The organism is Alcanivorax jadensis T9, assembly GCF_000756655.1.
GTDB classification, from domain to species: domain Bacteria; phylum Pseudomonadota; class Gammaproteobacteria; order Pseudomonadales; family Alcanivoracaceae; genus Alcanivorax; species Alcanivorax jadensis.
In genome coordinates this window covers 107,049-133,655 of the sequence record NZ_ARXU01000008.1, presented here as the reverse complement: position 1 = coordinate 133,655, position 26,607 = coordinate 107,049, and the positions used below count along the sequence as shown (strand labels likewise).

Below are 26,607 nucleotides of genomic sequence, written 5' to 3'. Positions count from 1 at the left end.
TGACCCTAGTCAAACAGCCCCTTGAACCAGCCCTTGATGCCTTTCCCGGCTTCTTTTACCGAGCCACAGCCGTCGCTGTCCTGGGGAATCGAGGCTTCCAGCATCGGGTAGCGACGGGCATCGCCGCACCCCTCAGCACTAACGCGCTTGCCATCCGGGTTCATCCATACCCAGTCCACGCCGGCAGGCGGCGTCTGCGACAGGCTGCGCTGGGGGAGCTTACCCATCAGCTGCGCCCATACCGGCAAGGCACCGCTGGAGCCGGTAATACCCGCATTGCGGTTATCATCCCGGCCCACCCAGACTACCGCCAGATGGTTGGCAGAGAAACCGGCAAACCAGGCGTCACGGAAATCATTACTGGTGCCGGTCTTGCCTGCCACCTTGAGGTCCTGCGGCAATGACGCCCGGGCGGCACGGCCGGTCCCTTTCTCGACTACCTGCTGCATGGCCCACTGGGTCAGGAAGGCCGGGCCGGCATCCACCACCTCGTCGGTATTGACCGGGTAACGGGCCAGCGGCTTGGCTTCCTTGTCGAGCACATCGGTAATGGAGCGCAGGCGAGTGCTGAACCCGCCCGTTGAAAGAGGCTGATACATCATCGCTACCTCGAACGGGGTCAATTCCAGGCTTCCCAGCAGAATACTCGGGTAAAGGGGAATATTGCGGGTCACCCCCAGGGTATTCATGGTGCCAGCCACCTTGTCCAGGCCCACATCCAGCCCCAGGCGAGCGGTGCCCTGATTACGCGAATAGGTCAGCACATCCACCACCGGCATAGCGCCGCGGGACTGATTGTCGAAGTTCTGCGGCGACCAGGTCGTGCCATTGGGCAGCGTTACTTCCACGGGTCCGTCTTCCACCAGGGTAGCCAGGGACCATTGCTTGGGCTGGCTCACCGCCGACAGCACCACCGCCGGCTTGGCCAGCGAGCCGATCGGGCGCTGGGCATCCAGGGCCCGGTTGAAACCGGCCTCCCGGGAGCTGCGATTGCTGACCAGCGCCAGCACATCGCCCTGGGCGGGCGCCACCACTACCACCGCACCATTGAGTTTTTTGCTTTCGTCAGGATCGCGGCGGTCCAGATGATCGCTCAGCGCCCCTTCGGCAGCGAGCTGGGCCAGCACATCCAGGGTGGAGTGAATACGTAGCCCCTCATCACTGAGCACCTCCGGCGGGTAATCCCGAGCCAGCTGCCGCCTTACCAGATCAATGAAGGCGGGGAATGCATAAAGCGCGGAGGCACCACGCGGCACCACTTCCAGGGAGCGGTTACTGTATTTGTCGTAATCCGCTTTCGACAGTGCCCCCTCATTCAGTGCCACCTTCAATACCGTGTTGCGACGCTCCAGGGAACGCTCCGGGTGACGGCGCGGGTCATACCAGCTGGGCCCCTTGAGCAGCGCCACCAGAGTGGCCAGATGATGGGGTTCCAGTTCTTCCAGAGGGCGACCGAACAGGAACTGGGCGCCCAGCCCCATGCCATGAATGGCCCGGGCTCCGTCCTGCCCCAGGTACACTTCGTTGAGGTATGCCTCGAGAATCTGCTCCTTGCTGTAATGCAGCTCCAGCAGCATGGCCATGGGCATTTCCAGGAGCTTGCGTGACAGGGTGCGCTCTGAGGTAAGCCAGAAATTTTTCACCAGTTGCTGGGTCAGGGTGCTGCCACCCTGTACCAGCCGCCCGGCTTTGACGTTCGCCAGCATGGCCCGGGCCAGACCGCGCAGGGAAATACCATGGTGATCGTAGAAGGCCTGATCCTCCGTGGCGATCAGCATCTCCACCAGCAGCGGCGGCACTTTGTCCAGCGGCACCAGCACCCGGTCTTCTGCGTGCTGGGGGTGGATACTACCGATCTGCAGCGGCTCCAGGCGTGCCAATCGATCACCGCCGGCCTCCAGAGACCGAACCTGACCACCAGACAGACTCAACCGGATCCGCTCCGCCTTTTCGCCGCCATCACTGTCGTTGAAACCACGGGTATGCAGCAGCAAGCTGTTGCCCTGCACCGCATAGCTGCCAGGGGTAGCCGCCCGGGAGTCGCGCCGATAGCGCATCAGATCCAGCAACTTGAGCATGTCCTCGCGGGACAGTACGCGGCCTTCATAAAGCTCTACCGGGCGCGCATACACCCGTGCCGGCAATTGCCAGACATGGGCATCAAAACGCTCGCGTACCAGCGCATCCAGGTAGGCCAGTCCCGCAGCCCCCAGCACCAGGCACACCAACGCGGCCTTGCCCACAAAGGACCAGCTGAACCAGCGACGTGGTTGTCCGCTGCTGCGTTTTTTTCGATTCGGTTGCCGCCGCGATCGCGCGGGGGACTTTTTCGCTTTTTTCGCCATGGCAGGGAGTATAGAGAAAAGTGTGAGTGTTTTATGAGTCTCTCTTGCCTTATCCGTTCCCTTCACAGTGATTTGAGTAAATTTTGCAACCTGACCCGGGGCGCCCATAATAGCCGCCCTTGCTTATCCGAACCGAAAGACGGAGCCTCCATGACGAAAAAATACGACGTTTATGCCCTCGGCAACGCCCTGGTGGATACAGAAATCGAGGTCAGCGACGCCTTCCTTGAGCGCATGGAGGTAGGCAAGGGCCTGATGACCCTGGTGGACGAAGCCCGTCAGGCGGAGCTGATCGCTGCTCTGGCCGACGAAGCCGAGCCTCATAAACAAACCAGCGGCGGTTCTGCCTGCAACACCGTGGTCGCCACCCGCTACTTCGGTGGCAACAGCTACTACGCCTGCAAGGTAGCGGACGACGCCACCGGCGACATCTTTGTCAACGATCTGACCGCCGCCGGCGTCGATACCAACATGAACGGCAGCCGCGACAGCGGCATTTCCGGCAAATGTCTGGTCATGCTGACGCCGGATGCGGAACGCACCATGAATACCTATCTGGGTATTTCCAGTCAGGTTTCCGAGGCGGAGCTGGACGAAGCCGCCATCGCCGCCAGCCACTATGTGTACCTGGAGGGTTATCTGGTCAGCGGTGACAGCTCCCGGGCGGCGGCCATCAAACTGCGCCAGCTGGCCGAGAAGCATGGCGTGAAAACCTCACTGACTTTCTCTGACCCGGCCATGGTGCAGTTCTTCAAGGACGGCCTGTCCGACATGCTGGGCGACGGCGTGGACCTGCTGTTCTGCAACGATGCCGAAGCCACCAGCTATACCGATACCGACAGCCCGGAAGCGGCGCTGGAAAAGCTCAAGACCGTATGCCGTTCCGCCGTCATCACCCTGGGCGCCGAAGGCGCGCTGGTATGGGATGGTGAGCAGACCCACAGCATTGCTCCCTTGCCGGTCAAGGCCATCGACAGTAACGGCGCCGGCGACATGTTTGCCGGCGCCTTCCTGTACGCCATTACCCATGGCCACGATTTTGCGTCTGCCGGCAAGCTCGCTGCCGCTGCCGCCGCCCGTCTGGTCACCGAATTCGGGCCGCGCCTGAGCGCCGACACCCACCAGCAGATTCGCCAAGACATTTTAGGTAATTGATTCCATGGAACACGTTTGCAACCTGACCGACATCCCGGACGACAGCGCCCGGGAATTCCAGAAAGACGGCCAGCCGGTGGTCGTGGTGAAACACGACGGCCTGGTCCGCGCCTTCATCAACTGGTGCCCGCATCTGGGCATCGAGCTGAACTTCATGCCCGACCAGTTCATGGACAGCGACAACCAGTTCATCATGTGCGCCAACCACGGCGCCCTCTTCGAGATTGATACTGGCGACTGCCTGTCCGGCCCCTGCAGCGGCGACAAGCTGATTCCGGTACCACTGGAAGTGCGCGGCGATGAAGTGTGGCTCGGTCAGGTCGAGGTGCCGGCCTGAGCCGCTTATGAGCCATCCCTTTGATGACCTCACCCCGGACTACATGCTCGACGCCGTGGACGCCGCCGGCTTCCTCAGCGACGGTCGCCTGCTGCAACTGAACAGCTTCGAGAACCGGGTATACCAGGTGGGCCAGGAAGACGGCCCGCCGGTAATCGTCAAGTTCTACCGCCCGCAGCGCTGGAGCGACGAACAGATTCTGGAAGAGCACGCCTTCAGCCTGTTTCTGGTGGAGCGGGACCTGCCGGTGGTTGCCCCCATCGAAAAGAACGGCACCACCCTGTTCCACTGCGACGGCTTTGCCTTTGCGGTGTTCCGCAGAGCCGGCGGCCATGCGCCGGAACTGGACAACGACAACCACCTGGAACAGCTGGGCCGCACCCTGGCACGCTGGCATGCCTGCGGCAGCGACCGCCCCTATCAGCTCCGCCACACCATGGACCCGGTCGCCGATATTCGTGCCGCCAGCACCTTTCTGATCAATGACGTGGTAGATCTGAATTACCGCAGCCAGTATCGGGATGTCTCGGGCCAACTGCTGGAAGCCATCGAACAACGCCTGCGCGATGTGGATTTCCCGCTGCTCAATGTGCATGGCGACTGCCATACCGGCAACATCCTGTGGCGCGATGACAAACCGCATTTTGTGGATCTGGACGACAGCCTGCGCGCGCCAGCCATGCAGGATCTCTGGATGCTGCTGTCCGGCGAACAGGACGAACAACAACATCAGCTACGCGTCCTCGCCAGCGGTTATGACACCTTTCTGCCCTTCCCCTGGCAGCAGGTTTCCCTGATCGAGCCATTACGCACACGCCGCATCATCTGCTACGACGCCTGGCTGGCCAAACGCTGGGATGACCCTGCCTTTCCGCCCGCCTTTCCCTGGTTTGAATCGATGAACTACTGGCGGATACAGGTGGAGTTATTGCAGCAGCAACTGCGCAGCTTGCAGGCCCCACTGTAGAGGAACAGCGACTTTCTGTAGGCGCGTCGCTCGCGGCGCGATAGGGCTTGCACCGTGCTTTCTACAACGCCGCTGTAGGAGTTCCTCTCGAGGGACGAACCCGAGCCCAGGCGAGGGAAAAGGCGAGGCAGGGGCTACCCGATCACGACAGCAACGGCGTTAATGGCTTGGGAGCCTCTGAGGCGTTTCCCACGCTAACGCGTGGTTCGTCCCTCGAGAGGAACTCCTACATCCGAATCGGCAAGGGTTTTTCCAGTTCGAAACCATCGGCGGATATCGCCACCTTCCATGCCAGCACTTCTACCCCCTTCTGCACGGCTTCACGCAGCAGTTCCCCGTAACGGGCATCAATCTCATCCGCTGGCCGGGCAGCGGTCGCGCCACTGTGCTGCACACAGAAAAACAGTACCGCCCGCTTTCCGGATGCCACCACGTCCATCAGCGTCAGCAGATGTTTCTGGCCGCGCACGGTGACGGAATCCGGAAAGGCAATCATGCCATCATCGGTGTCATCGGGCCCCGGCCCCAGGGTGACGTTTTTCACCTCGATAAAGGTGTGCGGATCGCTGCGCTCGCCCAGGGCCAGATCAAAACGGCTGTCACCGTATTTCACTTCCCGTTCCACGCCGGTGCCGGGGCTCAGTGCGTCAACACGGCCGGCGCGGACCGCCTCTTCCACCAGCGCATTGGGCCGGCTGGTATTGACCCCGGCCCAGTGGCCATGGCCCACCTGCAGCGCCTCCAGGGTATGGCGATATTTGCGCTTGGGATTACCACTGTCGGAAATCAGCGCCTGCTGGGGCTCACCGAGTACGCAGTTTTTCATGGAGCCTGTGTTGGCGCAGTGCACTGTCATTTCAGTGCCATCGGCGCGCACTACATCAGCCATAAACCGCTTGTAGCGTCGCAGTAGCGTGACCGTTTCCAGGGGAGGAGAAAACTTCACAGGGACTCCAGGTAGTGGCCCAACCGGTGCAGGGCATCAACAAGACGGGACTCGGCACAGGTATAGGCCAGGCGAACATAGCGATGGTGATCATGGCCATCACCGAAATCCAGACCCGGCGTCATGGCCACCTTTTCCTTTTCCAGCAGGTCTGCACAGAAAGCAAAGCTGTCGTTGGTCCAGTCGCTCACATCCACATAGACATAGAAAGCGCCGTCAGCCTTGGACACCACCGGCAACTTCAGATGGGCAAGCCCATTGAGCAGACACTGGCGGCGGCGGGCAAACAGCTGATGGCGCTGCTCCAGGATCGTCAGGGAAGGCTCCTGCAGAGCGGCAAGCGCTCCGTATTGCGCCGGGGTGGAGGGCGCCAGAAACAGATTCTGTGCCAGCCGCTCAATGGCCGGCACCAACGGCTCCGGCGCCACCAGCCAGCCCAGCCGCCAACCGGTCATGCAGAAATATTTACTGAAGCTGTTGATCACCAGCACCTGATCGGTTCGCGACAACACCGATTGCGCCGGCCCGCGATAACAGAGGCCCTGATAGATTTCGTCCACCAGCAGCAGACCACCTTGCTGCACCGCCCCCTCAGCCATGGCCTGCAGGGTGTCCAGTGACAGCATATTGCCGGTGGGATTATCCGGGCTGGCCACCATGGCCAGGCGGGTATCCGGCTGCCAGGCCCCCAGCAGCTCACTGGCCGTCAGGGTGAAGTGATTGTCTGCCTTTAATACCAGCGGCTGCGGTTTACCGCCCACCAGATTCACGAACTGGCGATTACAGGGGTAGCCCGGATCGCTCAGTAATACGCCGTCACCGGGATTGATCAGAGCCGCCAGCGCCAATTGCAGCGCCCCCGAAGCGCCTGGCGTCACCACGATCTGCGCCGGTGACACGTTAGCGGCAAACCGCTCCCGATAATCATCGGCAATCGCCTGGCGCAAAGCAGGCAACCCTGCCGCTGGCGTGTAGCCGGTCCCCCGGTCACGGGTGGCGGCAGCGATGGCTTCCAGCACCGGCGCCGGGGTTTCAAAATCCGGCTCGCCCACTTCCAGATGAATCACATCGTGCCCCTGAGCAGCCAGTTGCTGAGCCCGCTCCAACAGCGCCATAACATGGAAGGGTGGGATCTGTTCGGCGAAGTGCGACAGCGTTATCACAAGATTCCTCTTTCCTATAAGGGTGGCATGGCTATAATCGGCCAGATTTTCACCAACTGGTGACAAGACTTACCCTGACGGGGTAAGGTCAAAAGATTACATTACGCCCGTGCCTGGTGATATCAAGCGGGCCCCAGGGATAGTGGGACAGGATAGAGAGTCGAGAAGATGCTAAGGGAGTTACTCAAAATGGCCACCGGCAAAAAGAAAGCCCCGAAAAAGGCGGCTAAAAAACAAACTACCGGGTCTGCTTCCAGCAGCAAGAAAGCCACTACATCGACCGCTGCCCGCAAGGCGCCAGCCAAGAAGGCTGCCGTGAAGAAGGCTCCGGCCAAGAAAGCAGCGGCGAAAAAGGTGACTGCAAAGCCTGCGGCCAAAAAGGCCCCAGCCAAAACCGCAGCCAAAAAAGCTGCCGTAAAAAAAACCGCCACCAAGCCTGCCGCTAAAAAGGCGCCGGCCAAGAAGGCCTCTGTGAAAAAAACCACTCCCAAAAAAGCGGTCGCCAAAAAAACGGCACCGGCGAAAAAAGCTGTCACCGCAAAACCCGCAGCGAAACCCGCTGCAAAGAAAGCCACCGCAACGAAAGCTCCGGTCAAAAAAACCGCAGCAAAGGCACCAGCCAGTAAACCCGCCGCCAAAAAAGCGGCCAGCACGCCGGCGGCAAAACCCACCGCCAGCAAGGCCCAATCCACTGCTGCCAGCGCCAAGCCGGCGAAGGCCAGCAAACCCGCTGCCAAAAAAACGGCAGCCAAAAAAGCAGCACCCGCTGCACCCAGAACAAAACTGCCTACCTCCGGGAAGGCATCGGCAGCGGCCCGGGCCGCTGCCAGAGACGCATCGAATACCGGTAACGCACGGAGCGCGACTGCCGGCAAAGGGACTTCGCCGAGCCGATCCACCTCTTCTGCTCAGGTAAAAGCAAACGTGAAAAAGAAAACCGCCTCATCCGCCTCGCAGGCTCAAATGCACGGCTTCAAGCCCTACATGCCAGCCAAGAACGAGGAGTACATGAACGAGAAGCAACGCGAACACTTCCGCCAGATTCTGCTGGCCTGGCGCCAGGAGTTGATGGAAGAAGCGGATCGCACCATGCACCATCTGCAGGACGAACAGGCCAATCTGCCCGACCCGGCAGACCGCGCCACCCAGGAAGAAGAGTTTGCCCTGGAGCTGCGTACCCGCGACCGCGAACGCAAGCTGCTGAAGAAGATCGAGAAGACCCTGGATCTGGTAGACAAGGATGATTACGGCTTCTGCGAAGCCTGCGGCATCGAAATCGGCATCCGCCGCCTGGAAGCCCGCCCCACCGCCGACCTGTGCATCGACTGCAAGGAACTGGCGGAGATCAAGGAAAAGCAGCTGGCCGGGTAAGGCAGAGAATAATTAATAATGAATAATTAATAGCTCGCGGTAGCGGGCTGCTGTTTCTGCCAGCCAGGAGGCCGCGCCAATCACTTTTGCGCGGCCTCCTGCGTTTCAACATCCTCAACATCCACCCGCGCAGCTATTAATTATTAACTATTCACTATTAATTGCCTTATGAACTATCGCGGACGTTTCGCCCCCACCCCCTCAGGGCCCCTGCATTTCGGGTCGCTGGTAGCCGCGCTGGCCAGTTGGCTGGAAGCGCGCCATGCGGGCGGGGAATGGCTGGTGCGAGTGGATGATCTGGATCCACCCCGGGAAATGCCCGGCGCCGCCGATATCATCCTGCGTCAGCTGGACACCTTCGGGCTGCATTGGGATGGCACAGTGCACTACCAGAGTCAGCGGCAATCCGCCTATCAGCAAGCGGTGGACTCCCTGCTCGACAGCGGCCATGCCTTTCACTGCCGCCTGACCCGCAAACAGCTGGCCACCCTGAATCATAACCACCCCGGCATCAGCGCCGCTGTGCCCGCTGCCAACGATACCGCCATCCGCTTGCAGGTTCCCGACCGGGAGCTGAGCTACCAGGATGGCATTCAGGGGGCCATCACCAACAACCTGCACCGTGACGGTGGCGCCTTTGTCATTCGTCGTCGCGACGGCCTGTTCGGGTATCAACTAGCCTGCGCCCTGGACGATGCGGATGAAAACATTACCCATGTGTTGCGGGGAGCCGACCTTCTCGATTCCACCCTGCGCCAGCGCTGGCTGCTGGAATGCCTGGGCAGGCCTGTGCCTGAGTATGCGCATCTACCGGTGGTCACCGATGGCCGGAACCTGAAGCTGTCCAAATCCGCAGGCAGCGAAGCCCTCGACCCCGCTCGTGCCAGCCAGCTACTCACCGCCGCCCTCCACTGCCTGGGCCTGCAGCCACCCTCAGATTTACAAGGCGAAAGCCCGGCAGTGCTATTGGCATGGGGCACGACGCACTACCCTGCTCACCACTGGCCAGCGGGACGTCAGCAGCCACTTCCAGAGGAGCTGCACGCTACAAGCTGAAAGCTGCACCGCGAATCAGGAAAGCCCCGCAACAAATGCTGTCCCCGCGCTTAACGGTATAAGCGCGGAGACAACCGACCAGAACACCAATACACATCCCGTGCCTTGCAGCTTGAAACTTGTAGCTTGCCGCTGTCCCCGCTTTTACACGCCTCACCCCCTGGCGTATGCTCATCGGCCCGGAGGGGTTAAACCACCTATGTATACCGACCGACTGCTGATCATCTTTATTCTCGGCACCTACCTGCTTTCCCCCGCCATCATCGACTGGTGGAGCGAAGGTGGGCGCGCCTGGTATCGCCCCTATCTGATCTGGCTGGGCCTGATCGCCCTGAGCTACTGGATTGCCAAGAGCAAGGATGTCGATGGTCTATAGTGTCAGCGATCTGATCCTGATTGCCGGTTGCTACCTGCTGTTTCTGTTTGCGGTGGCCTGGATTACCGAGCGTGGCTGGCTGCCCGCTCACTGGGTACGTCATCCGGCGGTCTACGTGTTGTCGCTGGGCGTCTACGCCAGTGCCTGGGCGGTGTACGGGTCGGTGGGCTACGCCTACCAGTACGGCTACAACTTCCTGTCCTATTTTCTGGGGATTTCCGGGGTCTTTCTGCTCGCCCCCATTCTGCTGGCACCTATCCTCAGACTGACCACCACCTATCAGCTCAGCTCGCTGGCCGACCTGTTTGCCTTCCGTTACCGCAGCCGGCTGGCTGGTGCCATGACCACCATCATCATGCTGATCGGGGTACTGCCCCTGCTGGCCCTGCAGCTGAAGGCCGTGGCCGAGTCGATCCAGATACTCAGTGGCACCGCCGACCCCCGCGATCTGGCCGCCGGGTTCTGCCTGATGATGGTAATTTTCGCCATCCTGTTCGGCGCCCGCCATACCACCGCCCGGGAAAAGCACGAAGGGCTGGTGATGGCCATCGCCATGGAATCACTGATCAAGTTGCTGGCCTTCGGGGCGGTGGCATTGCTCGGCCTTTACGGTGTGTTCGATGGACCTTCAAGCCTGAATGCCTGGCTGGATGACCATCCGGAAATGCTGGCGCGGCTCTACTATCCCCTGCAGGACGGCACCTGGCATTCCATGATCATGGCGTTCTTTGTCTCGGCCGTAGTGTTGCCACACATGTTCTATATGGCCTTTACCGAGAACATGAACCCGCGCGCCCTGATCACCGCCAGCTGGGCCCTGCCGTTGATGTTCCTGCTGATGGCACTGTGCGTACCGGTCATCCTTTGGGCCGCCGCTGCCGGTAATGCCCCCACCCCGCCAGATTATTACGCCTTGGGCATCGGCATGATTACCGGTGGCCACGGCGCGGTGCTTGGCTATATCGCCGGGCTTGCCGGGGCCAGTGGCATGCTCATCGTGGCCACCCTGGCCCTGTCCGGCATGTGTCTGAATCATCTGGTACTGCCCGCCAGCCCGCTGCAAGGCCAAAACCTGTATCGCAATCTTCTCTGGACCCGGCGCATACTGATTGCCGCCATCCTGGCTCTCGCCTACCTGTTCTATCGTTTTTCCGGCACCGAACACACCCTGGTAGAACTGGGCGTACTCACCTTTGTGGCCACCCTGCAATTTGTTCCCGGGCTGATCGGCGCCCTGTTCTGGCCATCTGGCAACCGCAACGGCCTGTTCGCCGGGCTGCTGGTCGGCTTTATCCTCTGGGTAATGCTGCTGCTGGTACCCATCGCCTACCCGAACTGGCAGTTCCAGCCGCTGATGGAGCTGCTGGGCATGCGCTTCCAGACTGGCGCCAGCCAATGGCACAACGTGGCTATCGCCTCGGTCACTGCCAATGCGCTGGTCTATGCCATCGTGTCCATTGTCACCCCCATGTCTCGGTCAGAAAAAAACGCCGCCGAAGCCTGCGCCGTGGACAGCCTCCGCCGCCCCTATCGCTGGGAACTGGAAGCGAAGAGCGTGGACGATTTCATTGATGCCATGAGCCAGCCGCTGGGGCCGATCACCGCCACCCGGGAAGTGGAAATGTCCCTGCGGGATCTGCACCTGCCGCGCACGGAAACCCGACCCTATGCCCTGCGGCGACTGCGCGACCAGCTGGAAACCAATCTGTCGGGCCTGCTCGGTCCCTCGGTGTCCCACCAACTGATCGACGATCACCTGCCTTACCTGCCGGAGGAAGAGCAACACTCCAGCGAAGACATCCAGTTCATCGAATCCCGTCTGGAACAGTACCGGGATCGTCTGTCCGGGCTGGCGGCGGAACTGGATGGCCTGCGACGCTTCCATCGTCAGACCCTGCTGGAACTGCCCATGGGGGTCATTTCCCTGGGCGCCGACCGGGAAATCATCGGCTGGAACCGGGCCATGGAAAGCCTCACCGGCATTACCGCTGAAGACACTATCGGCTCGCGTCTGGCAGACCTGGATCCGCCCTGGGGCGACTTCTTTACCCGCTTCAGCCACGACGACAACGCCCATCAGCCCCAGCAGTCACTGGAAGTGGAAAACCAGACGCGCTGGCTGAGTCTGCACAAGTCCGAGGTGATGGGCGCCGGCACTGCCGAGCAGGCTGGTGGCCAGGTACTGGTGATCGAGGACATTACCGAACTGCGCCACATGGAAGCGCACCTGGCCCATAACGAGCGGCTGGCCTCCATCGGCCGACTGGCCGCCGGGGTGGCCCACGAAATTGGCAACCCGGTCACGGCCATTGCCTGCCTGACCCAGAATCTCGATGAAGACAGTGACCCGGAGGAACAACAGGAAGCCTGCGACCAGATTCTGGAACAAACCCGGCGTATCACTCGTATCGTGGAATCCCTGGTAACCTTCAGTCATTCCGGCGGTATCAAGCTCAGCGAGCAGGTACCGGTGAACCTGTGCGATACCGTGGACGAAGCCATCTCATTGCTGCTGCTGGACCCGGATCACCGCCAGCAACCGTTCGAGAATCACTGCCCGGCCAGCTACTGGGTCAAGGGCGATCCGCAGCGTTTGCTCCAGGTGTTCATCAACCTGCTTGGTAACGCCGCCGATGCCAGCGAACACCAGCAGCCGGTCACAGTGCACTGTGAACCGCGCGGTGACTTCCTCGATATCCTGTTGGAAGATCAGGGCCACGGCATCCCGGATACCTTGCGCGACGCGCTGTTCGAACCCTTCGTCACCAGCAAGCCACCGGGCCGCGGCACCGGTCTTGGCCTGGCTCTGGTGTACAGTATTATCGAAGAGCATCAGGGCAGCATTCGGGTAGAAAGCCCCCTGAGCGAAGACGGCGGCACCCGCTTTGTGGTCAGCCTGCCCGTGCACCGGCAAGCTTCGGCGGAAGAGACGCAAACGTAGTATCCTGCTCAACTCGACAGACAGTAAGAGCCATACATGAGTCACATCCTGATTGTTGAAGATGAACCGGTGATTCGCGGCGCCCTGCGCAAACTGCTGGTACGCCACGAGCACTCCGTGGCAGAAGCCGACTCCGTGGAGCAGGCCCGGGAACAACACCTCAATCAGTTTGATCTCATCATCAGCGACCTGCGCCTGCCCGGCGAGCCCGGCACCGCCCTGATAGACAGTGCCGGCGCCACCCCGGTGCTGATCATGACCAGCTATGCCAGCCTGCGCTCCGCAGTAGACGCCATGCGCCAGGGCGCGGTGGACTATATCCCCAAACCGTTCGATCACGATGAAATGCTGCTGGCCGTGGAGCGGGTGCTCAAGGAAGGTCGACTGAACAGGGGCAATCGCGCTCTGCGCCGGGATATGGAACGCAGCTACCCGGTACACAACATGATCGGCGACAGTGATGCCATGCAGGAGCTCAAGCATCGTATCCACCGGGTAGGCCCTACCAATACACCAGTCTTGATCATGGGCGAATCCGGTACCGGCAAGGAACTCACCGCCCGTGCCCTGCACGAACAAAGTGAGCGGGCCGGCGGCCCGCTGATCTCGGTGCAGTGCGCCGCCCTGCCGAAAAACCTGCAGCTGACAGAACTGTTCGGCGATGAAGACAGCGCCGGGCGTATCGAGGAAGCCGATGGTGGCACCCTGTTTCTCGACGAAGTGGGCGAGCTGAATAGCGACGTACAGAGCCGCCTGCTGACCCTGCTCACCCACCACGAAATCCACCGCCAGGGTTCCCTGTCGCCGCGCAAGGTTGACGTGCGCATTCTTGCCAGCAGCCAGCTGGATTTACCCGGGCGAGTGGCAGAAGGTCATTTCCGTCAGGATCTGTACTACCGGCTCAATGTCATGGAGCTGACCCTGCCCCCCCTGCGCGACCGTCAGGACGATCTGCAAAGTCTGGCCAACGCCCTGCTTGCCCGCGGCTGCGAGAAGCTCAACCGACACGACCTCTATTTCACCGACGCCGCCTGGCAGGCCATGGTCGGCTATAGCTGGCCCGGCAATGTGCGCGAACTGGAAAACGTGATTGAGCGGGCCATTATTCTCACCGAGGAAGATGGCATCGGCCCGTCACAGCTGGGCCTGAATCCCAACCGAACGCCCCAGCGGGTAAGCCGCGCCAGCTTGGATCCCAGCGAAGATCTGTCCCTGGAGGATTACTTCACCCGCTTCGTGATGGAAAACCAGGACAGCATGACCGAGACCGAACTGGCCCAGAAACTGGGCATCAGCCGCAAGAGCCTGTGGGAGCGCCGCCAGCGACTGGGAATTCCCCGCAAAAAAGCCGGTAGTCGCCGCTAACACCCCGCCTGTCATTGCTGCACGACCGGCGAGACGGGCTTTTGCTCCAGACTATGTAAAAAACTTCTGACCTTGGCAGGAGAGAAACACCCCCTATTCCCCGGCAAAAGACCGCAGGCAGCAACAAGTGTTACCGCGCTACACAGACAGGTAACACCAGGGTTACACATTCCTGGAAACTATTTACGCTCTTTTTAGGTTTTCCTCTTAACTAATTGTTTTAAAAGAAATTCACTCTTTGTTGCATTGCCCCGGTGGGACGGGCACTATGAATCCCACGCCAGCAAACAATAAAAACAGCGGCGTAACAGGCTCAACAATAACAACAAGAAAGAAGAAGAATAATTTCACGAGCCGATGCAATGCTGCTGCAACTGATGATTGCAGCGACAAGGCAGAAAACAACACAAACAATAATAACAACAGAATCAGCGCAAAATATGGGAGTCACAACTTCGGTTGTGGCTCCTTTTTACTTTCTGGGCCAGGCCAACGTCGGCCAGTATCTCAATGAACCAGAAAAAGTGCTACTATCGCCGCTTTATTGCACACCTTTGAGGCTAATACTGACGCATGCCCTGCAAGTTCCTGGAACGTATGACTGGCTGGTTTAAGAAGGGTTCCCTAAAAAACCGCAGAACGTTCGAACCGCGAGTCATTCCCCGCGACCAACATCCCATTTCCCGCAAACAGGTGTCCCGCGCTGCGCTGGATGTCCTTTATGGCCTGCACAAGGCGGGCTTTGAAGCCTACCTGGTAGGCGGCTGCCTGCGGGATATTCTCTGTGGTCGCGAGCCCAAGGATTTCGATGTGAGCACCAATGCCACGCCGGAACAGGTCAATCGCCTGTTCAAGCGTAGCCGCATCATTGGTCGCCGCTTCCAGATCGTGCATGTGCGCTTTGGCCGCGAAGTCATTGAAGTCTCCACCTTCCGCGCCATGAATCGGGAGGACAACCCGGACCGCGACCAGCACCACGCCCACGAAGAAACCGGCATGGTACTGCGCGACAACACCTGGGGCAGTATCGAGGAAGATGCCCTGCGCCGGGATTTCACCATTAACGCGCTGTACTACAACATTGCCGATTTCACCCTGCATGATTTCGTCGGCAGTCTGGATGACATCGACGAGCAGGTCATTCACCTGATCGGCGACCCGGAAACCCGCTTCCGCGAAGACCCGGTGCGCATGCTGCGCGCTGCCCGCTTCGCCGCCAAGCTGGGGTTCCATATCGATCCCGCCACCGGCGACCCGATTCCCGACCTGGCGGAGCTGCTGTTGCAGGTCCCCTCCGCCCGCCTGTTTGATGAAGTGCTCAAGCTGTTCCTCAGTGGCCATGCCCGGGATTCCTATGAACAGTTGCAGAGCCTTGGCCTGTTCCGCTTCCTGTTCCCGGAAACCCAGCAGGCCCTGGAGGGAGAAAAAGGCCAGATATGGGAAGCCATGCTGCTGGCCGCCATGGATAACACCGACAAGCGACTGGCCGATGGCAAACCGGTCACTCCCGCCTTTATCTACGCGGTACTACTGTGGCCGATCATTCAGGAACGCATGGGCCATTACCTGTCCAGCGGCCTGCCGCCGGCCCAGGCCCTGCACAAGAGCGCCACTCGCGCCCTCAACACCCAGATCAAACACACCGCGATTCCCCGCCGCTTCTCCACCGTGATGCGTGAAATGTGGGAGCTGCAGCTTCGCCTGGACAAGCGTGCCGGCAAGCGTGCTGACGCCATGATGGAGCACCCTCGCTTCCGCGCCGCCTACGATTTCCTGTTACTGCGTGAACAGGCAGAAGAGATCAAACCCGGGCTCGGCGACTGGTGGACTCGCTATCAGGAACAGGATGAGCAGGGCCGCCGCCAGATGATCAGCGAGCTGGGCAACCAGCCCGGCGGTGGCGGCAACAAGCGACGCCGGCGCCGGCGCAAGAAACCGGCAGCGGAAGGCTGACAAGAAGCGCCGAGTGACAAGGAGCGAGTCTCGAAGGGCAAACCCGGTTTTTGATTTTCGCTTCTCGAAACTTGTAACGTGTCATTCCCCTGATCAGAACAGAGAGCCCCATGCAGGCATTGATCGGCCTTGGCAGCAATCTGGACCACCCCTCGCAACGGCTTATCTCCGCGTTGCGGGCGCTGCAACATCTGCCTGGCATCACCCTGCGCCAACACTCCCGGCTCTACACCAGTGCTCCGGTGGGCCCTCAGGATCAGCCTGACTATGTCAATGCGGTTGCCGAAATCGACACCGCCCTCGCGCCCCACTCCCTGCTCCACACCCTGCAGGCCCTGGAACTGGCAGCAGGCCGCTTGCGCCTGCGCCATTGGGGCGAACGCACCCTCGATCTGGATATCCTGCTGGTTGGTAACCGCGCCATCGATAGCGATGACTTGCAGGTTCCTCACCCGCAAATGACCCGGCGGGCCTTTGTGCTGCTGCCACTACTGGAAATTTGCCCCCACGCCCTCTTGCCGGATGGCACCGCACTGAGTAGCTTTCTGGGGCAGGTAGCTGATCAACCGATTTCACCGCTGGCAGAGCTGGATCGAAATGCACTCATCGAATGACAAGACAATAACCGAACGCATTGAGCAACGCCGACAGGCGCGCACCCTGCCGCGCTTTATTGCTGTTGAGGGCCCCATTGGTGCTGGCAAGACCAGCCTGGCGAAACGTCTCGCCATGACCTTCGGCTACGATCTGCTGCTGGAGAAGGCTGATGACAATCCTTTCCTCACCCGCTTCTACCAGGACCCGGCCCGTTATGCCCTGCAGACAGAGCTGTTTTTCCTGTTTCAGCGCGCCGACCAGCTACGCCAGATTCAGCAGCAGGACCTGTTCGCCGGGCCGCGCATTGCCGACTTTCTGATCGACAAGAACCGCCTGTTTGCCCAGGTCACCCTGGACGAAGATGAATTCGAGTTATACCGCAATGTGGATGACCACCTGACGCTGGACGCCCCACAGCCTGATCTGGTGATCTACCTACAGGCTCCTGCCCAGGTGCTACGTCAGCGTATCAGCCGCCGCGGCAACGATTTCGAGCAAGGCATCCAGAGCGATTACCTGGACCGGCTCAGCAATGCCTACACGGAATTCTTCCATTTCTACGACCGCGCACCACTGCTGATCGTCAATGCCGCAGAAATCGATCTGGTCAATCACGACCAGGACTACCAGCAACTGGTCAGCGAGTTGCTGGACATCCGTTCCGGGCGCCACTATTTTAACCCCCGGCCGCTGGTCGGCTGAAAACTCGCTATGGGCTTCTAGCTGTACGCTTCGAGCTCGCCCCTGAATGTCCCCGGGAGGTTTCCCATGTCAGTCACCATCCGCACCCTGCATAAACGCAAACAGGACGGTGAGAAGTTTTCCGTGCTCACTGCCTACGATGCCTGTTTTTCCCGGCTGATCTCCGATGCCGGCGTGGACGCCATCCTGGTGGGCGACTCCCTGGGGAACGTAATCCAGGGGCAGACCAGCACCGTGCCGGTGACCCTGGAGCAGATGGCCTACCACACCGAATGCGTGGCCAGGGGCAATCAGGGCAGTCTGATTATTGCCGACGTCCCCTTCATGGGCGCCGCCACCGTTGAGCGTGCACTGGAGACCGCCACCGCGTTAATGCAGGCCGGGGCAAACATGGTCAAACTGGAAGGCAGCGCCTGGCTGGCAGACAGCATCGAGATTCTCAACCGCAATGGCATCCCGGTCTGCGCCCATCTGGGCCTCACACCCCAGGCAGTCAATGCCCTCGGCGGCTACCGCGTGCAGGGCAAAGATGATGCCGGCGCCAGCGAGTTGCTGGAAGCGGCCAAAACCCTGGATCAGGCCGGCGCCGCCATGCTGCTGCTGGAGTGCGTACCCCGGGAACTCAGCGCCCGCATTACCCGGGAAGTCAGCGTGCCGGTCATCGGCATCGGTGCGGCCCCGGAATGCGACGCCCAGGTATTGGTGATGCACGACATGCTCGGCATCAGCCCCGGCAAACCGGCCCGCTTCGTCAAGGATTTCATGGCAGAAACCGGCGACATCCGCGCTGCCTTCAAGGCCTATGACCTGGCCGTGAAAGACGGCAGCTTTCCTGCCGACGAGCACTGTTTCTGAGTTGCAAGTGTCAAGTTCCAAGTTGCAAAGCGCGGATTAGTGACTGGGCTACACGACAACGCCCGAGCCGCGCCGCATCGGCTTTTGAGGTGGCGGCGCGGCTCCAGCGTGTTTCGATTGGCAATAGCCCCGTTCGCGCCTTGAAACTTTCAACTTGTCACTTGAAACTTGGCCTCCAACCCGAGGATTCCTGATGCAAACCGTCCATACCGTCTCCCAGGTTCGTGAATATGTGCGTGGCTGGCACCAGAAAGGCCTGTCCGTCGGTTTCGTACCCACCATGGGCAATCTTCATGACGGTCATATCAGCCTGATCAAGGAGGCGCGGGCTCGTTGCGACGTGGTGGTGGTGTCCATTTTCGTCAACCCGACCCAGTTTGGCCCCAACGAGGATTTTGATCGCTACCCGCGCACCCTGGACGCGGATGCCGCCGCCCTGGTGGATGCGGGCACCGATCTGTTATTCGCCCCCTCCGTGGACGAGATGTATCCGTTGGGCCAGAACCAGACCTGGGTGGATGTTGATGGCCTTGGCGACCATCTGTGCGGCGCCAGCCGGGAAGGTCACTTCCGTGGCGTGACCACGGTGGTATCCAAACTGTTCAATATCGTACAGCCGGATGTGGCCGTGTTCGGCGAAAAGGACTTCCAGCAACTGGCCATTCTTCGTCGCATGAGCGAAGAACTGCTGTTCCCGATCAAGATCGTCGGCGCCTCCACCAGCCGGGAGAGTGACGGTCTGGCACGCAGTTCGCGCAATGGTTTTCTCGACGAAAGTGAGCGCACACTTGCGCCGCAACTCTATCAGGCACTGCAACAGCTGAAAGCGGATATCGAAGCCGGTGAGCAGGACTATCAGGGCCTGCAAAGCCGCTACCGTGACAGCCTCGAACAGGCCGGTTTTCAGGTGGACTACCTGACCGTGGCCAACGCCCGCAGCCTAGCCCCCGCCAGCGCAGACGACACCGATCTGGTGGTCGCTGTGGCCGCCAAACTGGGCAATACACGATTGATAGACAATGTCAGTCTGGCCGTTGTGCGTGACCGGTGATTCATGCATACTTCCGGCCCCTTGAAGCGCCTGCTTGGTCGTAACACCGTGTATCCGCAGGCTTCGGGTAGCGCAAGAGGTAACCAAGATGCAGTGCACCATGCTGAAAGCAAAACTCCATCAGGCTCGGGTAACCCACGCAGAGCTTGAGTACGAAGGCTCCTGTGCCATTGATGGTGACCTGATGGACATGGCGGGTATCCTGGAATACGAACAGATCCAGATCTATAACATCGATAACGGTGAGCGCTTTGAAACCTACGCCATTCGTGGCGAAGCCGGTTCCAAGATCATCTCCGTCAACGGTGCCGCTGCGCATAAAGCCCAGCCCGGCCACCGGGTGATTATCTGCGCCTACGCCAGCTATTCCAGCGCCGAACTGGTGAACTTCAAGCCCAGCCTGATCTATATGGCAGAAGGCAACGAAGTAAAGGGCACCAGCAACGCGATTCCGGTACAGGTTGCCTGATACCGAAATCCGAAAAGGAATTCCTGAAACGCCGGCTTTTGCCGGCGTTTTTTTGTCCGCTCAGCGGCTAGACCTATCGCTTGCAGGCAAGCTTTTACAGCGGCAGCACTCAAACCCATTCGCGTCCATCTGCACCTCAATAACCGCAAACTTCATCCGCGCAACTATTCAATGTTAACTATTCACTATTAACTGCCTCCTCCCTTGGCCATTCAGCAACACATTGTTTACTCTTGATGCCAACAAACCGCTCCCCCCTTCGACCATGGTTGAATAGCCAGCCAGGGAGCGTCACACAATAATCAAGGGAAAGCCGGGAGCCCCACGGGCGCTCCCCACTGGCAGTATCCCAAGGAGGCCCCGATGTCCAAGACCCACATTCACCCTGTTCCCGCAGACTTCAAAGCCCAGACCCTGATGGACCGCGATACCTACGAAAAATGGTACGAACAGTCCATCAATGACCCGGATACCTTCTGGGCCGACCGGGCCCGGGAATTCCTGGACTGGAAAACTCCCTGGGACACCGTCAGCGACTGGGACTTCAACGAAGGCCGTGCCACCTGGTTCCAGGGTGCTACCCTCAATGTCTGCTACAACTGCGTGGATCGCCACCTCCCCGAGCGTGCCAATCAGACTGCCATTATCTGGGAAGGCGACGAACCGGATCAGGACAAACACATTTCCTACCAGCAACTGTTCGAGGAAGTGAGCAAGTTCGGTAACGTACTGAAAAGCCGTGGCGTCAAGAAAGGGGATCGCGTGGTGATCTACATGCCGATGATCCCGGAAGCGGCCTACGCCATGCTGGCCTGCGCCCGCATCGGCGCCATTCACTCCGTGGTGTTCGGCGGTTTCTCGCCGGAAGCATTGAAAGATCGCATTCAGGACGCCGGCGCCTGTGCCGTCATTACTGCCGACGAAGGGGTCCGTGGTGGTAAAGCCATCCCCCTGAAGGTCAATGCAGACAAGGCCATGGCCAGTACCGATAGCGTGCATACCTGCCTGACGGTTCAACGTACCGGCGGTGATATCGACTGGCAGGCGGACCGGGATGTCTGGTACCACGAGGCCATGGCGGAAGCGTCCAGCGACTGCGAACCGGAATGGGTCGACGCGGAAGACCCGCTGTTCACCCTGTACACCTCCGGCTCCACCGGTAAACCCAAGGGCGTGGTACACACCACCGCCGGCTATCTGCTCAACACCGCACTGACCCATAAATATGTGTTCGACTACCACGAGGGTGACATCTACTGGTGCACCGCCGATGTGGGCTGGATCACCGGGCACAGCTACATTGTCTATGGGCCGCTGGCCAACGGCGCCACCACGCTGATGTTCGAAGGCGTGCCCACCTACCCGGATGCCTCTCGCTGCTGGCAGGTGGTGGACAAGCACAAGGTCAACATCTTCTATACCGCCCCCACCGCCATCCGCGCCCTGATGGGGCTGGGCGATGAGCCGGTCACAAAGACCTCACGGGCCAGCCTGAAGCTGCTGGGCACGGTGGGCGAACCGATCAACCCGGAAGCCTGGGAGTGGTACTACAAGGTGGTGGGCGAGTCCCGCTGCCCTATCGTCGACACCTGGTGGCAGACCGAAACCGGCGCCATCATGATTGCACCGCTACCGGGTGCGGTGGACCTGAAAGCCGGTTCCGCCACCCTGCCCATGTTCGGCGTACAGCCGGTACTGATGGACCCGGAAGGTAACGAACTGGATGGCGCCACCTCCGGCAATCTGGCCATCAAGGCCAGCTGGCCCAGCCAGATCCGTACCGTCTATGGCGACCATCAACGGCTGATCGATACCTATTTCAGCGCATACAAGGGCTACTACTTCACCGGTGACGGCGCCCGCCGTGATGAAGACGGCTATTACTGGATCACCGGCCGGGTGGACGACGTGCTCAACGTATCCGGCCACCGCCTGGGCACTGCCGAAATCGAATCCGCCCTGGTACTGCACACCAGCATTTCTGAAGCCGCCGTAGTCGGCTACCAGCACGACGTGAAGGGCCAGGGTATTTATGCCTATGTATCACTAATGGCCGGCAAGGAAGGCAGCGATGAGCTGGTGCAGGAACTGCGCGACATGGTGACACAGGAAATCGGGCCCATCGCCAAACCGGATCTGATCCATTTCGCCCCCGGCCTGCCCAAGACCCGCTCCGGCAAGATCATGCGCCGCATTCTGCGTAAGATCGCCGCCAACGAGCTGGACAGCCTGGGCGACACCTCCACCCTGGCCGACCCGGCGGTGGTGGACCAGTTAATCGACACCCGAGTCAATAACTAAACCGGCCCGCTCCCCCCCAAGGCAGCCCGCAGCTGTCTTGGGGGTTCATATCCTTTATTCCTTTGTCTGAGCATCCAAGCCCTAGCATCAGAACATTTCCATGTAGCAATTGTAAGCGATCTCCTACAAGTAAAGCCTGACTTAGCCTACAGACATATCTCTGTCACAAGGCATCCTTTCACATGCGATCAATATATTGAAAACCAAGGAGAAAAAATGAAAAATCTGTTTGCGCTTGCCGCCGTTTCCGGCTCCCTTTTCCTGACAGGTTGTCAGACCCCCTACTCCCCCGGCCTGATCTACAGCGACATGGCCGCCCCAGTAGACGTACGCGACAATGCTGTCGCCTGTACCAAGGAAGGCTCCGCCACCATGCAGAACTATCTGGGCTTTCTGGCCACCGGCGATGCCTCCACCGCCAAGGCCAAGCAGAACGCCGGTATCACCCGTGTCGGTACCGTGGATGTTCATTTCACCAACATTCTCGGCCTGTACGGCGAGACCACCACCACCGTATGTGGTGACTAAGTCTGCCATTGCCGGCGAAACCCGGTATTCAGACACAAAAAAGGCCGGCAAATGCCGGCCTTTTTTGTGGAGCTGAGAAAGAAAAGCTTAGTCTTCCTTCGCTTCCTTCATGGACAGCTTGATACGGCCACGCTGATCCACGTCGAGGACCTTCACCTTGATCAGGTCGCCCTCATTGACGTAGTCAGACACCTTCTCCACCCGCTCTTCAGCGATCTGGGAGATGTGCAGCAGGCCTTCAGTACCGGGCATGATCGCGACGAAAGCACCGAAATCCACCACCTTGGTGACCTTGCCTTCGTAGATGGCGCCCACTTCCGCTTCGGCAGTGATTTCTTCCACACGACGCACGGCTTCTTCTGCCTTCTCGCGGGTTTCACCGTAGATCTTCACGCTGCCATCGTCTTCCAGATCAATGGTGCAACCGGTTTCGTCGGTCAGCGCACGGATGGTGGCGCCGCCTTTACCGATCACGTCACGGATCTTGTCCGGATTGATCTTCAGGGTCAGCAGGGTCGGCGCATTGTCAGATACCTGGGTGCGGGATTCACCAATCGCCTTGGCCATTTCACCGAGGATGTGGATACGGCCGGCATTGGCCTGTTCCAGCGCCTTCTCCATGATCTCTTCGGTGATGCCTTCGATTTTGATGTCCATCTGCAGGGCGGTTACGCCACGGGCAGTACCGGCCACCTTGAAGTCCATGTCGCCCAGGTGATCTTCGTCACCGAGGATATCGGACAGTACCGCGAAGCGGCCGTCTTCTTCCTTCACCAGACCCATGGCAATACCCGCCACCGGCGCGGTCAGGGGAACACCTGCATCCATCAGCGCCATGGAAGTGCCACATACGGACGCCATGGAGGAGGAACCGTTGGATTCGGTAATCTCGGACACCACGCGGATGGAGTACGGGAAAGCCTTCTCGTCAGGCACTACCGCTTCCACACCACGGCGGGCCAGACGGCCGTGACCGATCTCGCGACGCTTGGGAGAGCCGATCATGCCGGTTTCGCCCACACAGTAGGGAGGGAAGTTGTACTGCAGCATGAAGTGATCCTGGCGGGACCCTTCCAGTGCGTCGATGAACTGGGCATCGCGCATGCCGCCCAGGGTGGCGGTAACGATGGCCTGGGTTTCACCACGGGTGAACAAGGCAGAACCGTGGGTCTTGGCCAGCACGCCGACTTCACATTCGATGGCACGTACTGCATCAAGAGCACGGCCGTCGATACGCGGCTTGCCGGACACTACCGCTTCACGCACCACGGATTTCTCGACCTTGCCGAACAGCTCTTTCACTTCGCCGGCTTCCGGAGCGCCTTCTTCGCCGGTGGCAAACGCTTCCACACAGGCATCACGCAGCTCGCCCACTTTGGCGTAACGGGCCATCTTCTCGGTGATGGTATAGGCTTCGCCCAGCGCACCTTCAAATTTTTCCTTGATGGCGTTTTTCAGCTCGGTGTTCTCGGTAGCGGGCTGCCACTCCCAGGTGGGGGTGCCCACTTCGGCAGCAAATTCCTTGATGCCCTGAATAACCGGCTGCATTTCCATGTGACCGAACAGGACAGCGCCCAGCATCTGGTCTTCGGACAGTTCTTTGGCTTCGGATTCCACCATCAACACCGCAGGCTCGGTACCGGCAACCACCAGATCCAGGGCGGATTCTTCCAGTTCGCTGCGGCTGGGGTTGAGGATATACATGCCATCCTTGAAACCAACGCGGGCAGCGCCGATGGGGCCACCGAAAGGAATGCCGGAAATAGACAGGGCGGCGGAGGTGCCGATCAGGGCAGCGATATCCGGATCCTGATTCTTGTCGGCAGACATGACCGTGGCGACTACCTGCACTTCATTCATGAAGCCCTTGGGAAACAGTGGGCGGATCGGGCGGTCGATCAGGCGGCAAGTGAGGGTCTCTTTCTCGCTGGGACGACCTTCACGCTTGAAAAAGCCACCGGGGATACGGCCGGCTGCGTAGGTCTTTTCCTGATAGTTAACGGTCAGGGGGAAAAAGGGTTTGTTGGGATCCGCTTCTTTTTTGCCTACCACGGTAACCAGCACTTCGGTGTTACCGATACGAACCATGACAGCAGCGGTGGCCTGGCGGGCGATCTGCCCGGTTTCCAGGGTTACCGTGTCACGGCCGAACTGAATCTGTTTAGTGATTTTATTGAACATATCTCGTCTCTTCTCTCTTCACGACAATCTTCGAGGCCCATGCCTCTGATAACAATTCATCTTTTGCCCGGGCATCATAGCCCGCCAGGGCGCCTGGCCCAACCGTAAATTAGCCAACAGATACGCCCGAAGCCCTTAGCCAGCGGTATTCCGAACGTGATCTCCAGCCATTTTCCACAGGCCAGAAACAACAGAAGCCCGGCGACTGCCGAGCTTCTGTTGTGGTTACCCGATCTGCGGTCTTTTAACGACGCAGACCCAGCTTTTCGATCAGCTGCAGGTAACGGGTGCGGTCTTTCTTGGCCAGGTAGTCCAGCAGCTTACGACGCTGGTTTACCATGCGGATCAGGCCGCGACGGCTGTGGTGATCCTTCTTGTGACCCTTGAAGTGGTCCTGCAGGCCATTGATATTGGCACTCAGCAGAGCAACCTGTACTTCCGGGGACCCGGTATCGCCTTCTTTCTGGCCGTGCTCTTTCAGGATTTCCGCTTTCTGTTCAGTGGTTAACGCCATGCTATTTCTCCAATATGCTCAATAAAAAGACGCGGTCAGCCATGCATATTTATAGCTGCCGTCTGTGGATGGGCGTCTCAGCCCGATACCAGTCGACGAGGGGCAATCCGCCCGTCTTCCAGCACTTCACCGACACCCAGAAATTCTTCACTGGATGCCTGGTAAATACTTACCCAACCGTCCGCAGGACGGTCTGAGGTCATCACTGGCTGACCCTGCTGCAGGTAATAGGCAGCATTGTCACCCAGCTCAATGCGCGGCCAGTCTGCCACGCTGGTGGATAAAGGCAAGAGCAGCTCGTCGATTGCTTCGAAGCCGCCGGTTTCCTTGATCTTGCCCAGTTGTTCCAGGGTCAGCATGCGCTCCGCCGGATAGGGACCGGCAGACAGACGGCGCAGGGCGGTGACATGGCCGCCACAACCCAGCTTCTCACCGGTATCTTCCACCAGCGAACGCACATAGGTGCCTTTGGAACAATCCACTTCGAATTCCAGCTCATCGCCTTCGATACGCAAAATGCGAAGATCATAAATCGTTACCGGGCGCGGTTTACGCTCCACGGTCTTGCCTTCACGGGCCAGTTTGTAAAGCGGCACACCCTGGTGCTTGATCGCCGAATACATGCTTGGCACCTGTTCGATATCCCCCTTGAAGGACATCAGGGCGTCTTCAATCTGTGCAGGCGTCGCCGTCACCGCTGTGGTGCTGACCACATCACCGTCCGCATCGCCGGTTTCGGTAATCACTCCCAGCTTGGCGGTGACCCGATAGCTTTTGTCCGACTCCAGCAGGAACTGGCTGAATTTGGTGGCCTCACCAAAACAGATCGGCAACATGCCGGTGGCCAGCGGATCCAGGCTGCCGGTGTGACCGGCCTTGGCCGCCGCAAACATTTTCTTGACCATTTGCAGGGCGCCATTACTGCTGACACCACCGACTTTATCCAACAACAGGATGCCGTTGACGTTACGGCCACGAGGACGACGTTTTGCCACCTGACAGCTCCGCTACACTAATCGTTTTCGGTTTCGTCGTTGTCCGGACGCAATTCCCGGTCTTCCGCGCGGGCTTCATCAATCAGCTGTGACAGATGTGCCGCCCTTTCCGGGGTCATGTCGTAATGGAAACGCAATTTGGGGGTGGTGCGGGTGTTGAGGCTCTGAGCCAGGCTGCTGCGCAGGAAGCCACTGGCTTTTACCAGTACTTCCTCCGCCTCGGCGCCTTCTTCCTCGCCCTTGCCCAGCAGTGTGAAGTACACGTCGGCAAAGGACAGATCCCGGGACACCGTTACATCCTGGATGGTGGCCAGATTTACCCGCGGGTCTTTCATTTCAAACTGCAGTAACCGCGACAGCTCACGCTGTATCTGATCGGCAATCCGGTCGGTACGGTTAAAGCCCTGCGGGCGACGATGACGGCTCATGGCTAACGGGG

General features: G+C 59.7%; 25 protein-coding genes. 17 read left to right on the top strand and 8 right to left on the bottom strand.

All coding sequences use genetic code 11. The annotated features are described in order from the left end of the window. Nucleotides 1-5: 5 nt before the first annotated feature. Nucleotides 6-2,243 (bottom strand): penicillin-binding protein 1B, encoded by a 2,238-nt coding sequence (gene mrcB / locus T9A_RS11455; RefSeq protein WP_232222087.1) that lies wholly within the window; start codon nucleotides 2,241-2,243, stop codon nucleotides 6-8. A 252-nt stretch (nucleotides 2,244-2,495) separates the two neighbouring features. On the opposite strand from mrcB, the gene T9A_RS11450 reads away from it, so the two are divergent. From T9A_RS11450 to T9A_RS11440, 3 genes are read left to right on the top strand one after another with little or no spacing between them, the layout of a single operon-like run. Beyond that, a complete protein-coding gene (locus tag T9A_RS11450; RefSeq protein WP_035248440.1) occupies nucleotides 2,496-3,500 on the top strand; it encodes an adenosine kinase in 1,005 nt (334 codons plus the stop codon). A 4-nt stretch (nucleotides 3,501-3,504) separates the two neighbouring features. Further along, nucleotides 3,505-3,837, top strand: a complete 333-nt coding sequence (locus T9A_RS11445; RefSeq protein WP_035248437.1) for a Rieske (2Fe-2S) protein — start codon at nucleotides 3,505-3,507, stop codon at nucleotides 3,835-3,837. Nucleotides 3,838-3,844: 7 nt separating this feature from the next. Further along, nucleotides 3,845-4,804 carry a serine/threonine protein kinase gene (locus T9A_RS11440; protein ID WP_035248434.1) on the top strand — a complete coding sequence of 320 codons (960 nt, stop codon included), beginning with the start codon at nucleotides 3,845-3,847 and terminating at the stop codon, nucleotides 4,802-4,804. 226 nt (nucleotides 4,805-5,030) lie between these two features. Here T9A_RS11440 and sfsA read toward each other — a convergent pair whose 3' ends face one another. From sfsA to T9A_RS16655, 3 genes are all read right to left on the bottom strand, one after another. After that, nucleotides 5,031-5,750 (bottom strand): DNA/RNA nuclease SfsA, encoded by a 720-nt coding sequence (sfsA, locus tag T9A_RS11435; protein ID WP_035248433.1) that lies wholly within the window; start codon nucleotides 5,748-5,750, stop codon nucleotides 5,031-5,033. Beyond that, entirely contained in the window at nucleotides 5,747-6,913 is a 1,167-nt protein-coding gene (locus tag T9A_RS11430) for an aminotransferase class I/II-fold pyridoxal phosphate-dependent enzyme (RefSeq protein WP_035248432.1), read from the bottom strand. Before T9A_RS11430 ends, sfsA begins: the two co-directional genes overlap by 4 nt. Before the next feature lie 122 nt (nucleotides 6,914-7,035). After that, the gene (locus tag T9A_RS16655; RefSeq protein WP_156964891.1) at nucleotides 7,036-7,812 is read right to left on the bottom strand and encodes a hypothetical protein; all 777 of its coding nucleotides are present in this window, start codon (nucleotides 7,810-7,812) and stop codon (nucleotides 7,036-7,038) included. Between the two features lie 64 nt (nucleotides 7,813-7,876). Here T9A_RS16655 and dksA point away from each other — a divergent pair, with 64 nt between their 5' ends. The 14 genes from dksA (at nucleotide 7,877) to T9A_RS11365 (ending at nucleotide 22,478) form a co-directional block, all read left to right on the top strand. After that, on the top strand, nucleotides 7,877-8,284 hold the full coding sequence (dksA, locus tag T9A_RS16650; RefSeq protein WP_052042879.1) for an RNA polymerase-binding protein DksA: 408 nt from the start codon (nucleotides 7,877-7,879) through the stop codon (nucleotides 8,282-8,284). 168 nt (nucleotides 8,285-8,452) lie between these two features. Then, nucleotides 8,453-9,340, top strand: a complete 888-nt coding sequence (gluQRS, locus tag T9A_RS11420) for a tRNA glutamyl-Q(34) synthetase GluQRS (protein ID WP_035248430.1) — start codon at nucleotides 8,453-8,455, stop codon at nucleotides 9,338-9,340. Nucleotides 9,341-9,539: 199 nt separating this feature from the next. Further along, nucleotides 9,540-9,716, top strand: a complete 177-nt coding sequence (locus tag T9A_RS17180; protein ID WP_007149317.1) for a hypothetical protein — start codon at nucleotides 9,540-9,542, stop codon at nucleotides 9,714-9,716. After that, a complete protein-coding gene (locus T9A_RS11410; RefSeq protein WP_269530065.1) occupies nucleotides 9,706-12,657 on the top strand; it encodes a sensor histidine kinase in 2,952 nt (983 codons plus the stop codon). The genes T9A_RS17180 and T9A_RS11410 overlap by 11 nt, the downstream gene beginning before the upstream one ends. Nucleotides 12,658-12,693: 36 nt before the next feature. Further along, nucleotides 12,694-14,022 carry a sigma-54-dependent transcriptional regulator gene (locus T9A_RS11405; RefSeq protein ID WP_035248427.1) on the top strand — a complete coding sequence of 443 codons (1,329 nt, stop codon included), beginning with the start codon at nucleotides 12,694-12,696 and terminating at the stop codon, nucleotides 14,020-14,022. A gap of 362 nt (nucleotides 14,023-14,384) precedes the next feature. Beyond that, nucleotides 14,385-14,636, top strand: coding sequence for a hypothetical protein (locus T9A_RS17095; RefSeq protein ID WP_156964890.1), 252 nt, complete (start codon nucleotides 14,385-14,387; stop codon nucleotides 14,634-14,636). Beyond that, the gene (pcnB, locus tag T9A_RS11400; protein ID WP_052042891.1) at nucleotides 14,620-15,975 is read left to right on the top strand and encodes a polynucleotide adenylyltransferase PcnB; all 1,356 of its coding nucleotides are present in this window, start codon (nucleotides 14,620-14,622) and stop codon (nucleotides 15,973-15,975) included. The genes T9A_RS17095 and pcnB overlap by 17 nt, the downstream gene beginning before the upstream one ends. A 110-nt stretch (nucleotides 15,976-16,085) precedes the next feature. Continuing rightward, nucleotides 16,086-16,589 (top strand): 2-amino-4-hydroxy-6-hydroxymethyldihydropteridine diphosphokinase, encoded by a 504-nt coding sequence (folK, locus tag T9A_RS11395; RefSeq protein WP_035248424.1) that lies wholly within the window; start codon nucleotides 16,086-16,088, stop codon nucleotides 16,587-16,589. After that, nucleotides 16,573-17,274, top strand: coding sequence for a deoxynucleoside kinase (locus T9A_RS11390; RefSeq protein ID WP_156964889.1), 702 nt, complete (start codon nucleotides 16,573-16,575; stop codon nucleotides 17,272-17,274). Before folK ends, T9A_RS11390 begins: the two co-directional genes overlap by 17 nt. 66 nt (nucleotides 17,275-17,340) lie before the next feature. Continuing rightward, complete coding sequence (gene panB, locus T9A_RS11385; protein WP_035248423.1) at nucleotides 17,341-18,129, top strand: 3-methyl-2-oxobutanoate hydroxymethyltransferase; 789 nt, start codon at nucleotides 17,341-17,343, stop codon at nucleotides 18,127-18,129. Between the two features lie 193 nt (nucleotides 18,130-18,322). Next, complete coding sequence (gene panC / locus T9A_RS11380) at nucleotides 18,323-19,180, top strand: pantoate--beta-alanine ligase (RefSeq protein ID WP_035248422.1); 858 nt, start codon at nucleotides 18,323-18,325, stop codon at nucleotides 19,178-19,180. An 88-nt stretch (nucleotides 19,181-19,268) separates the two neighbouring features. Continuing rightward, entirely contained in the window at nucleotides 19,269-19,649 is a 381-nt protein-coding gene (gene panD, locus T9A_RS11375) for an aspartate 1-decarboxylase (protein WP_035248421.1), read from the top strand. A 363-nt stretch (nucleotides 19,650-20,012) separates the two neighbouring features. Next, complete coding sequence (gene acs, locus T9A_RS11370) at nucleotides 20,013-21,950, top strand: acetate--CoA ligase (protein ID WP_035248420.1); 1,938 nt, start codon at nucleotides 20,013-20,015, stop codon at nucleotides 21,948-21,950. 216 nt (nucleotides 21,951-22,166) lie between these two features. Continuing rightward, nucleotides 22,167-22,478: a TRL-like family protein gene (locus T9A_RS11365; RefSeq protein ID WP_035248419.1), complete on the top strand. Its 312-nt coding sequence runs from the start codon at nucleotides 22,167-22,169 to the stop codon at nucleotides 22,476-22,478. Between the two features lie 87 nt (nucleotides 22,479-22,565). Here T9A_RS11365 and pnp read toward each other — a convergent pair whose 3' ends face one another. The 4 genes from pnp to rbfA form a co-directional block, all read right to left on the bottom strand. Next, complete coding sequence (pnp, locus tag T9A_RS11360; RefSeq protein WP_035248418.1) at nucleotides 22,566-24,659, bottom strand: polyribonucleotide nucleotidyltransferase; 2,094 nt, start codon at nucleotides 24,657-24,659, stop codon at nucleotides 22,566-22,568. A 244-nt stretch (nucleotides 24,660-24,903) separates the two neighbouring features. After that, a complete protein-coding gene (rpsO, locus tag T9A_RS11355) occupies nucleotides 24,904-25,173 on the bottom strand; it encodes a 30S ribosomal protein S15 (protein ID WP_035248417.1) in 270 nt (89 codons plus the stop codon). Between the two features lie 77 nt (nucleotides 25,174-25,250). Continuing rightward, nucleotides 25,251-26,168, bottom strand: a complete 918-nt coding sequence (truB, locus tag T9A_RS11350; RefSeq protein ID WP_035248416.1) for a tRNA pseudouridine(55) synthase TruB — start codon at nucleotides 26,166-26,168, stop codon at nucleotides 25,251-25,253. Between the two features lie 17 nt (nucleotides 26,169-26,185). Continuing rightward, nucleotides 26,186-26,596: a 30S ribosome-binding factor RbfA gene (rbfA, locus tag T9A_RS11345; protein ID WP_035248414.1), complete on the bottom strand. Its 411-nt coding sequence runs from the start codon at nucleotides 26,594-26,596 to the stop codon at nucleotides 26,186-26,188. Nucleotides 26,597-26,607 lie beyond the last annotated feature (11 nt).

What these genes read in the sequence shown, in the direction of transcription:
- T9A_RS17095 (WP_156964890.1), top strand. Translation starts at nt 14,385, where the DNA reads ATGCTGCTGCAACTGATGATTGCAGCGACAAGGCAGAAAACAACACAA.
- T9A_RS11440 (WP_035248434.1), top strand. Translation starts at nt 3,845, where the DNA reads ATGAGCCATCCCTTTGATGACCTCACCCCGGACTACATGCTCGACGCC.
- gluQRS (WP_035248430.1), top strand. Translation starts at nt 8,453, where the DNA reads ATGAACTATCGCGGACGTTTCGCCCCCACCCCCTCAGGGCCCCTGCAT.
- T9A_RS11365 (WP_035248419.1), top strand. Translation starts at nt 22,167, where the DNA reads ATGAAAAATCTGTTTGCGCTTGCCGCCGTTTCCGGCTCCCTTTTCCTG.
- T9A_RS11405 (WP_035248427.1), top strand. Translation starts at nt 12,694, where the DNA reads ATGAGTCACATCCTGATTGTTGAAGATGAACCGGTGATTCGCGGCGCC.
- folK (WP_035248424.1), top strand. Translation starts at nt 16,086, where the DNA reads ATGCAGGCATTGATCGGCCTTGGCAGCAATCTGGACCACCCCTCGCAA.
- panD (WP_035248421.1), top strand. Translation starts at nt 19,269, where the DNA reads ATGCAGTGCACCATGCTGAAAGCAAAACTCCATCAGGCTCGGGTAACC.
- dksA (WP_052042879.1), top strand. Translation starts at nt 7,877, where the DNA reads ATGCACGGCTTCAAGCCCTACATGCCAGCCAAGAACGAGGAGTACATG.
- T9A_RS11450 (WP_035248440.1), top strand. Translation starts at nt 2,496, where the DNA reads ATGACGAAAAAATACGACGTTTATGCCCTCGGCAACGCCCTGGTGGAT.
- T9A_RS11445 (WP_035248437.1), top strand. Translation starts at nt 3,505, where the DNA reads ATGGAACACGTTTGCAACCTGACCGACATCCCGGACGACAGCGCCCGG.
- rbfA (WP_035248414.1), bottom strand. Translation starts at nt 26,596, where the DNA reads ATGAGCCGTCATCGTCGCCCGCAGGGCTTTAACCGTACCGACCGGATT.
- rpsO (WP_035248417.1), bottom strand. Translation starts at nt 25,173, where the DNA reads ATGGCGTTAACCACTGAACAGAAAGCGGAAATCCTGAAAGAGCACGGC.
- panB (WP_035248423.1), top strand. Translation starts at nt 17,341, where the DNA reads ATGTCAGTCACCATCCGCACCCTGCATAAACGCAAACAGGACGGTGAG.
- acs (WP_035248420.1), top strand. Translation starts at nt 20,013, where the DNA reads ATGTCCAAGACCCACATTCACCCTGTTCCCGCAGACTTCAAAGCCCAG.
- T9A_RS11410 (WP_269530065.1), top strand. Translation starts at nt 9,706, where the DNA reads ATGGTCTATAGTGTCAGCGATCTGATCCTGATTGCCGGTTGCTACCTG.
- pnp (WP_035248418.1), bottom strand. Translation starts at nt 24,659, where the DNA reads ATGTTCAATAAAATCACTAAACAGATTCAGTTCGGCCGTGACACGGTA.
- pcnB (WP_052042891.1), top strand. Translation starts at nt 14,620, where the DNA reads ATGACTGGCTGGTTTAAGAAGGGTTCCCTAAAAAACCGCAGAACGTTC.
- T9A_RS11390 (WP_156964889.1), top strand. Translation starts at nt 16,573, where the DNA reads ATGCACTCATCGAATGACAAGACAATAACCGAACGCATTGAGCAACGC.
- panC (WP_035248422.1), top strand. Translation starts at nt 18,323, where the DNA reads ATGCAAACCGTCCATACCGTCTCCCAGGTTCGTGAATATGTGCGTGGC.
- T9A_RS17180 (WP_007149317.1), top strand. Translation starts at nt 9,540, where the DNA reads ATGTATACCGACCGACTGCTGATCATCTTTATTCTCGGCACCTACCTG.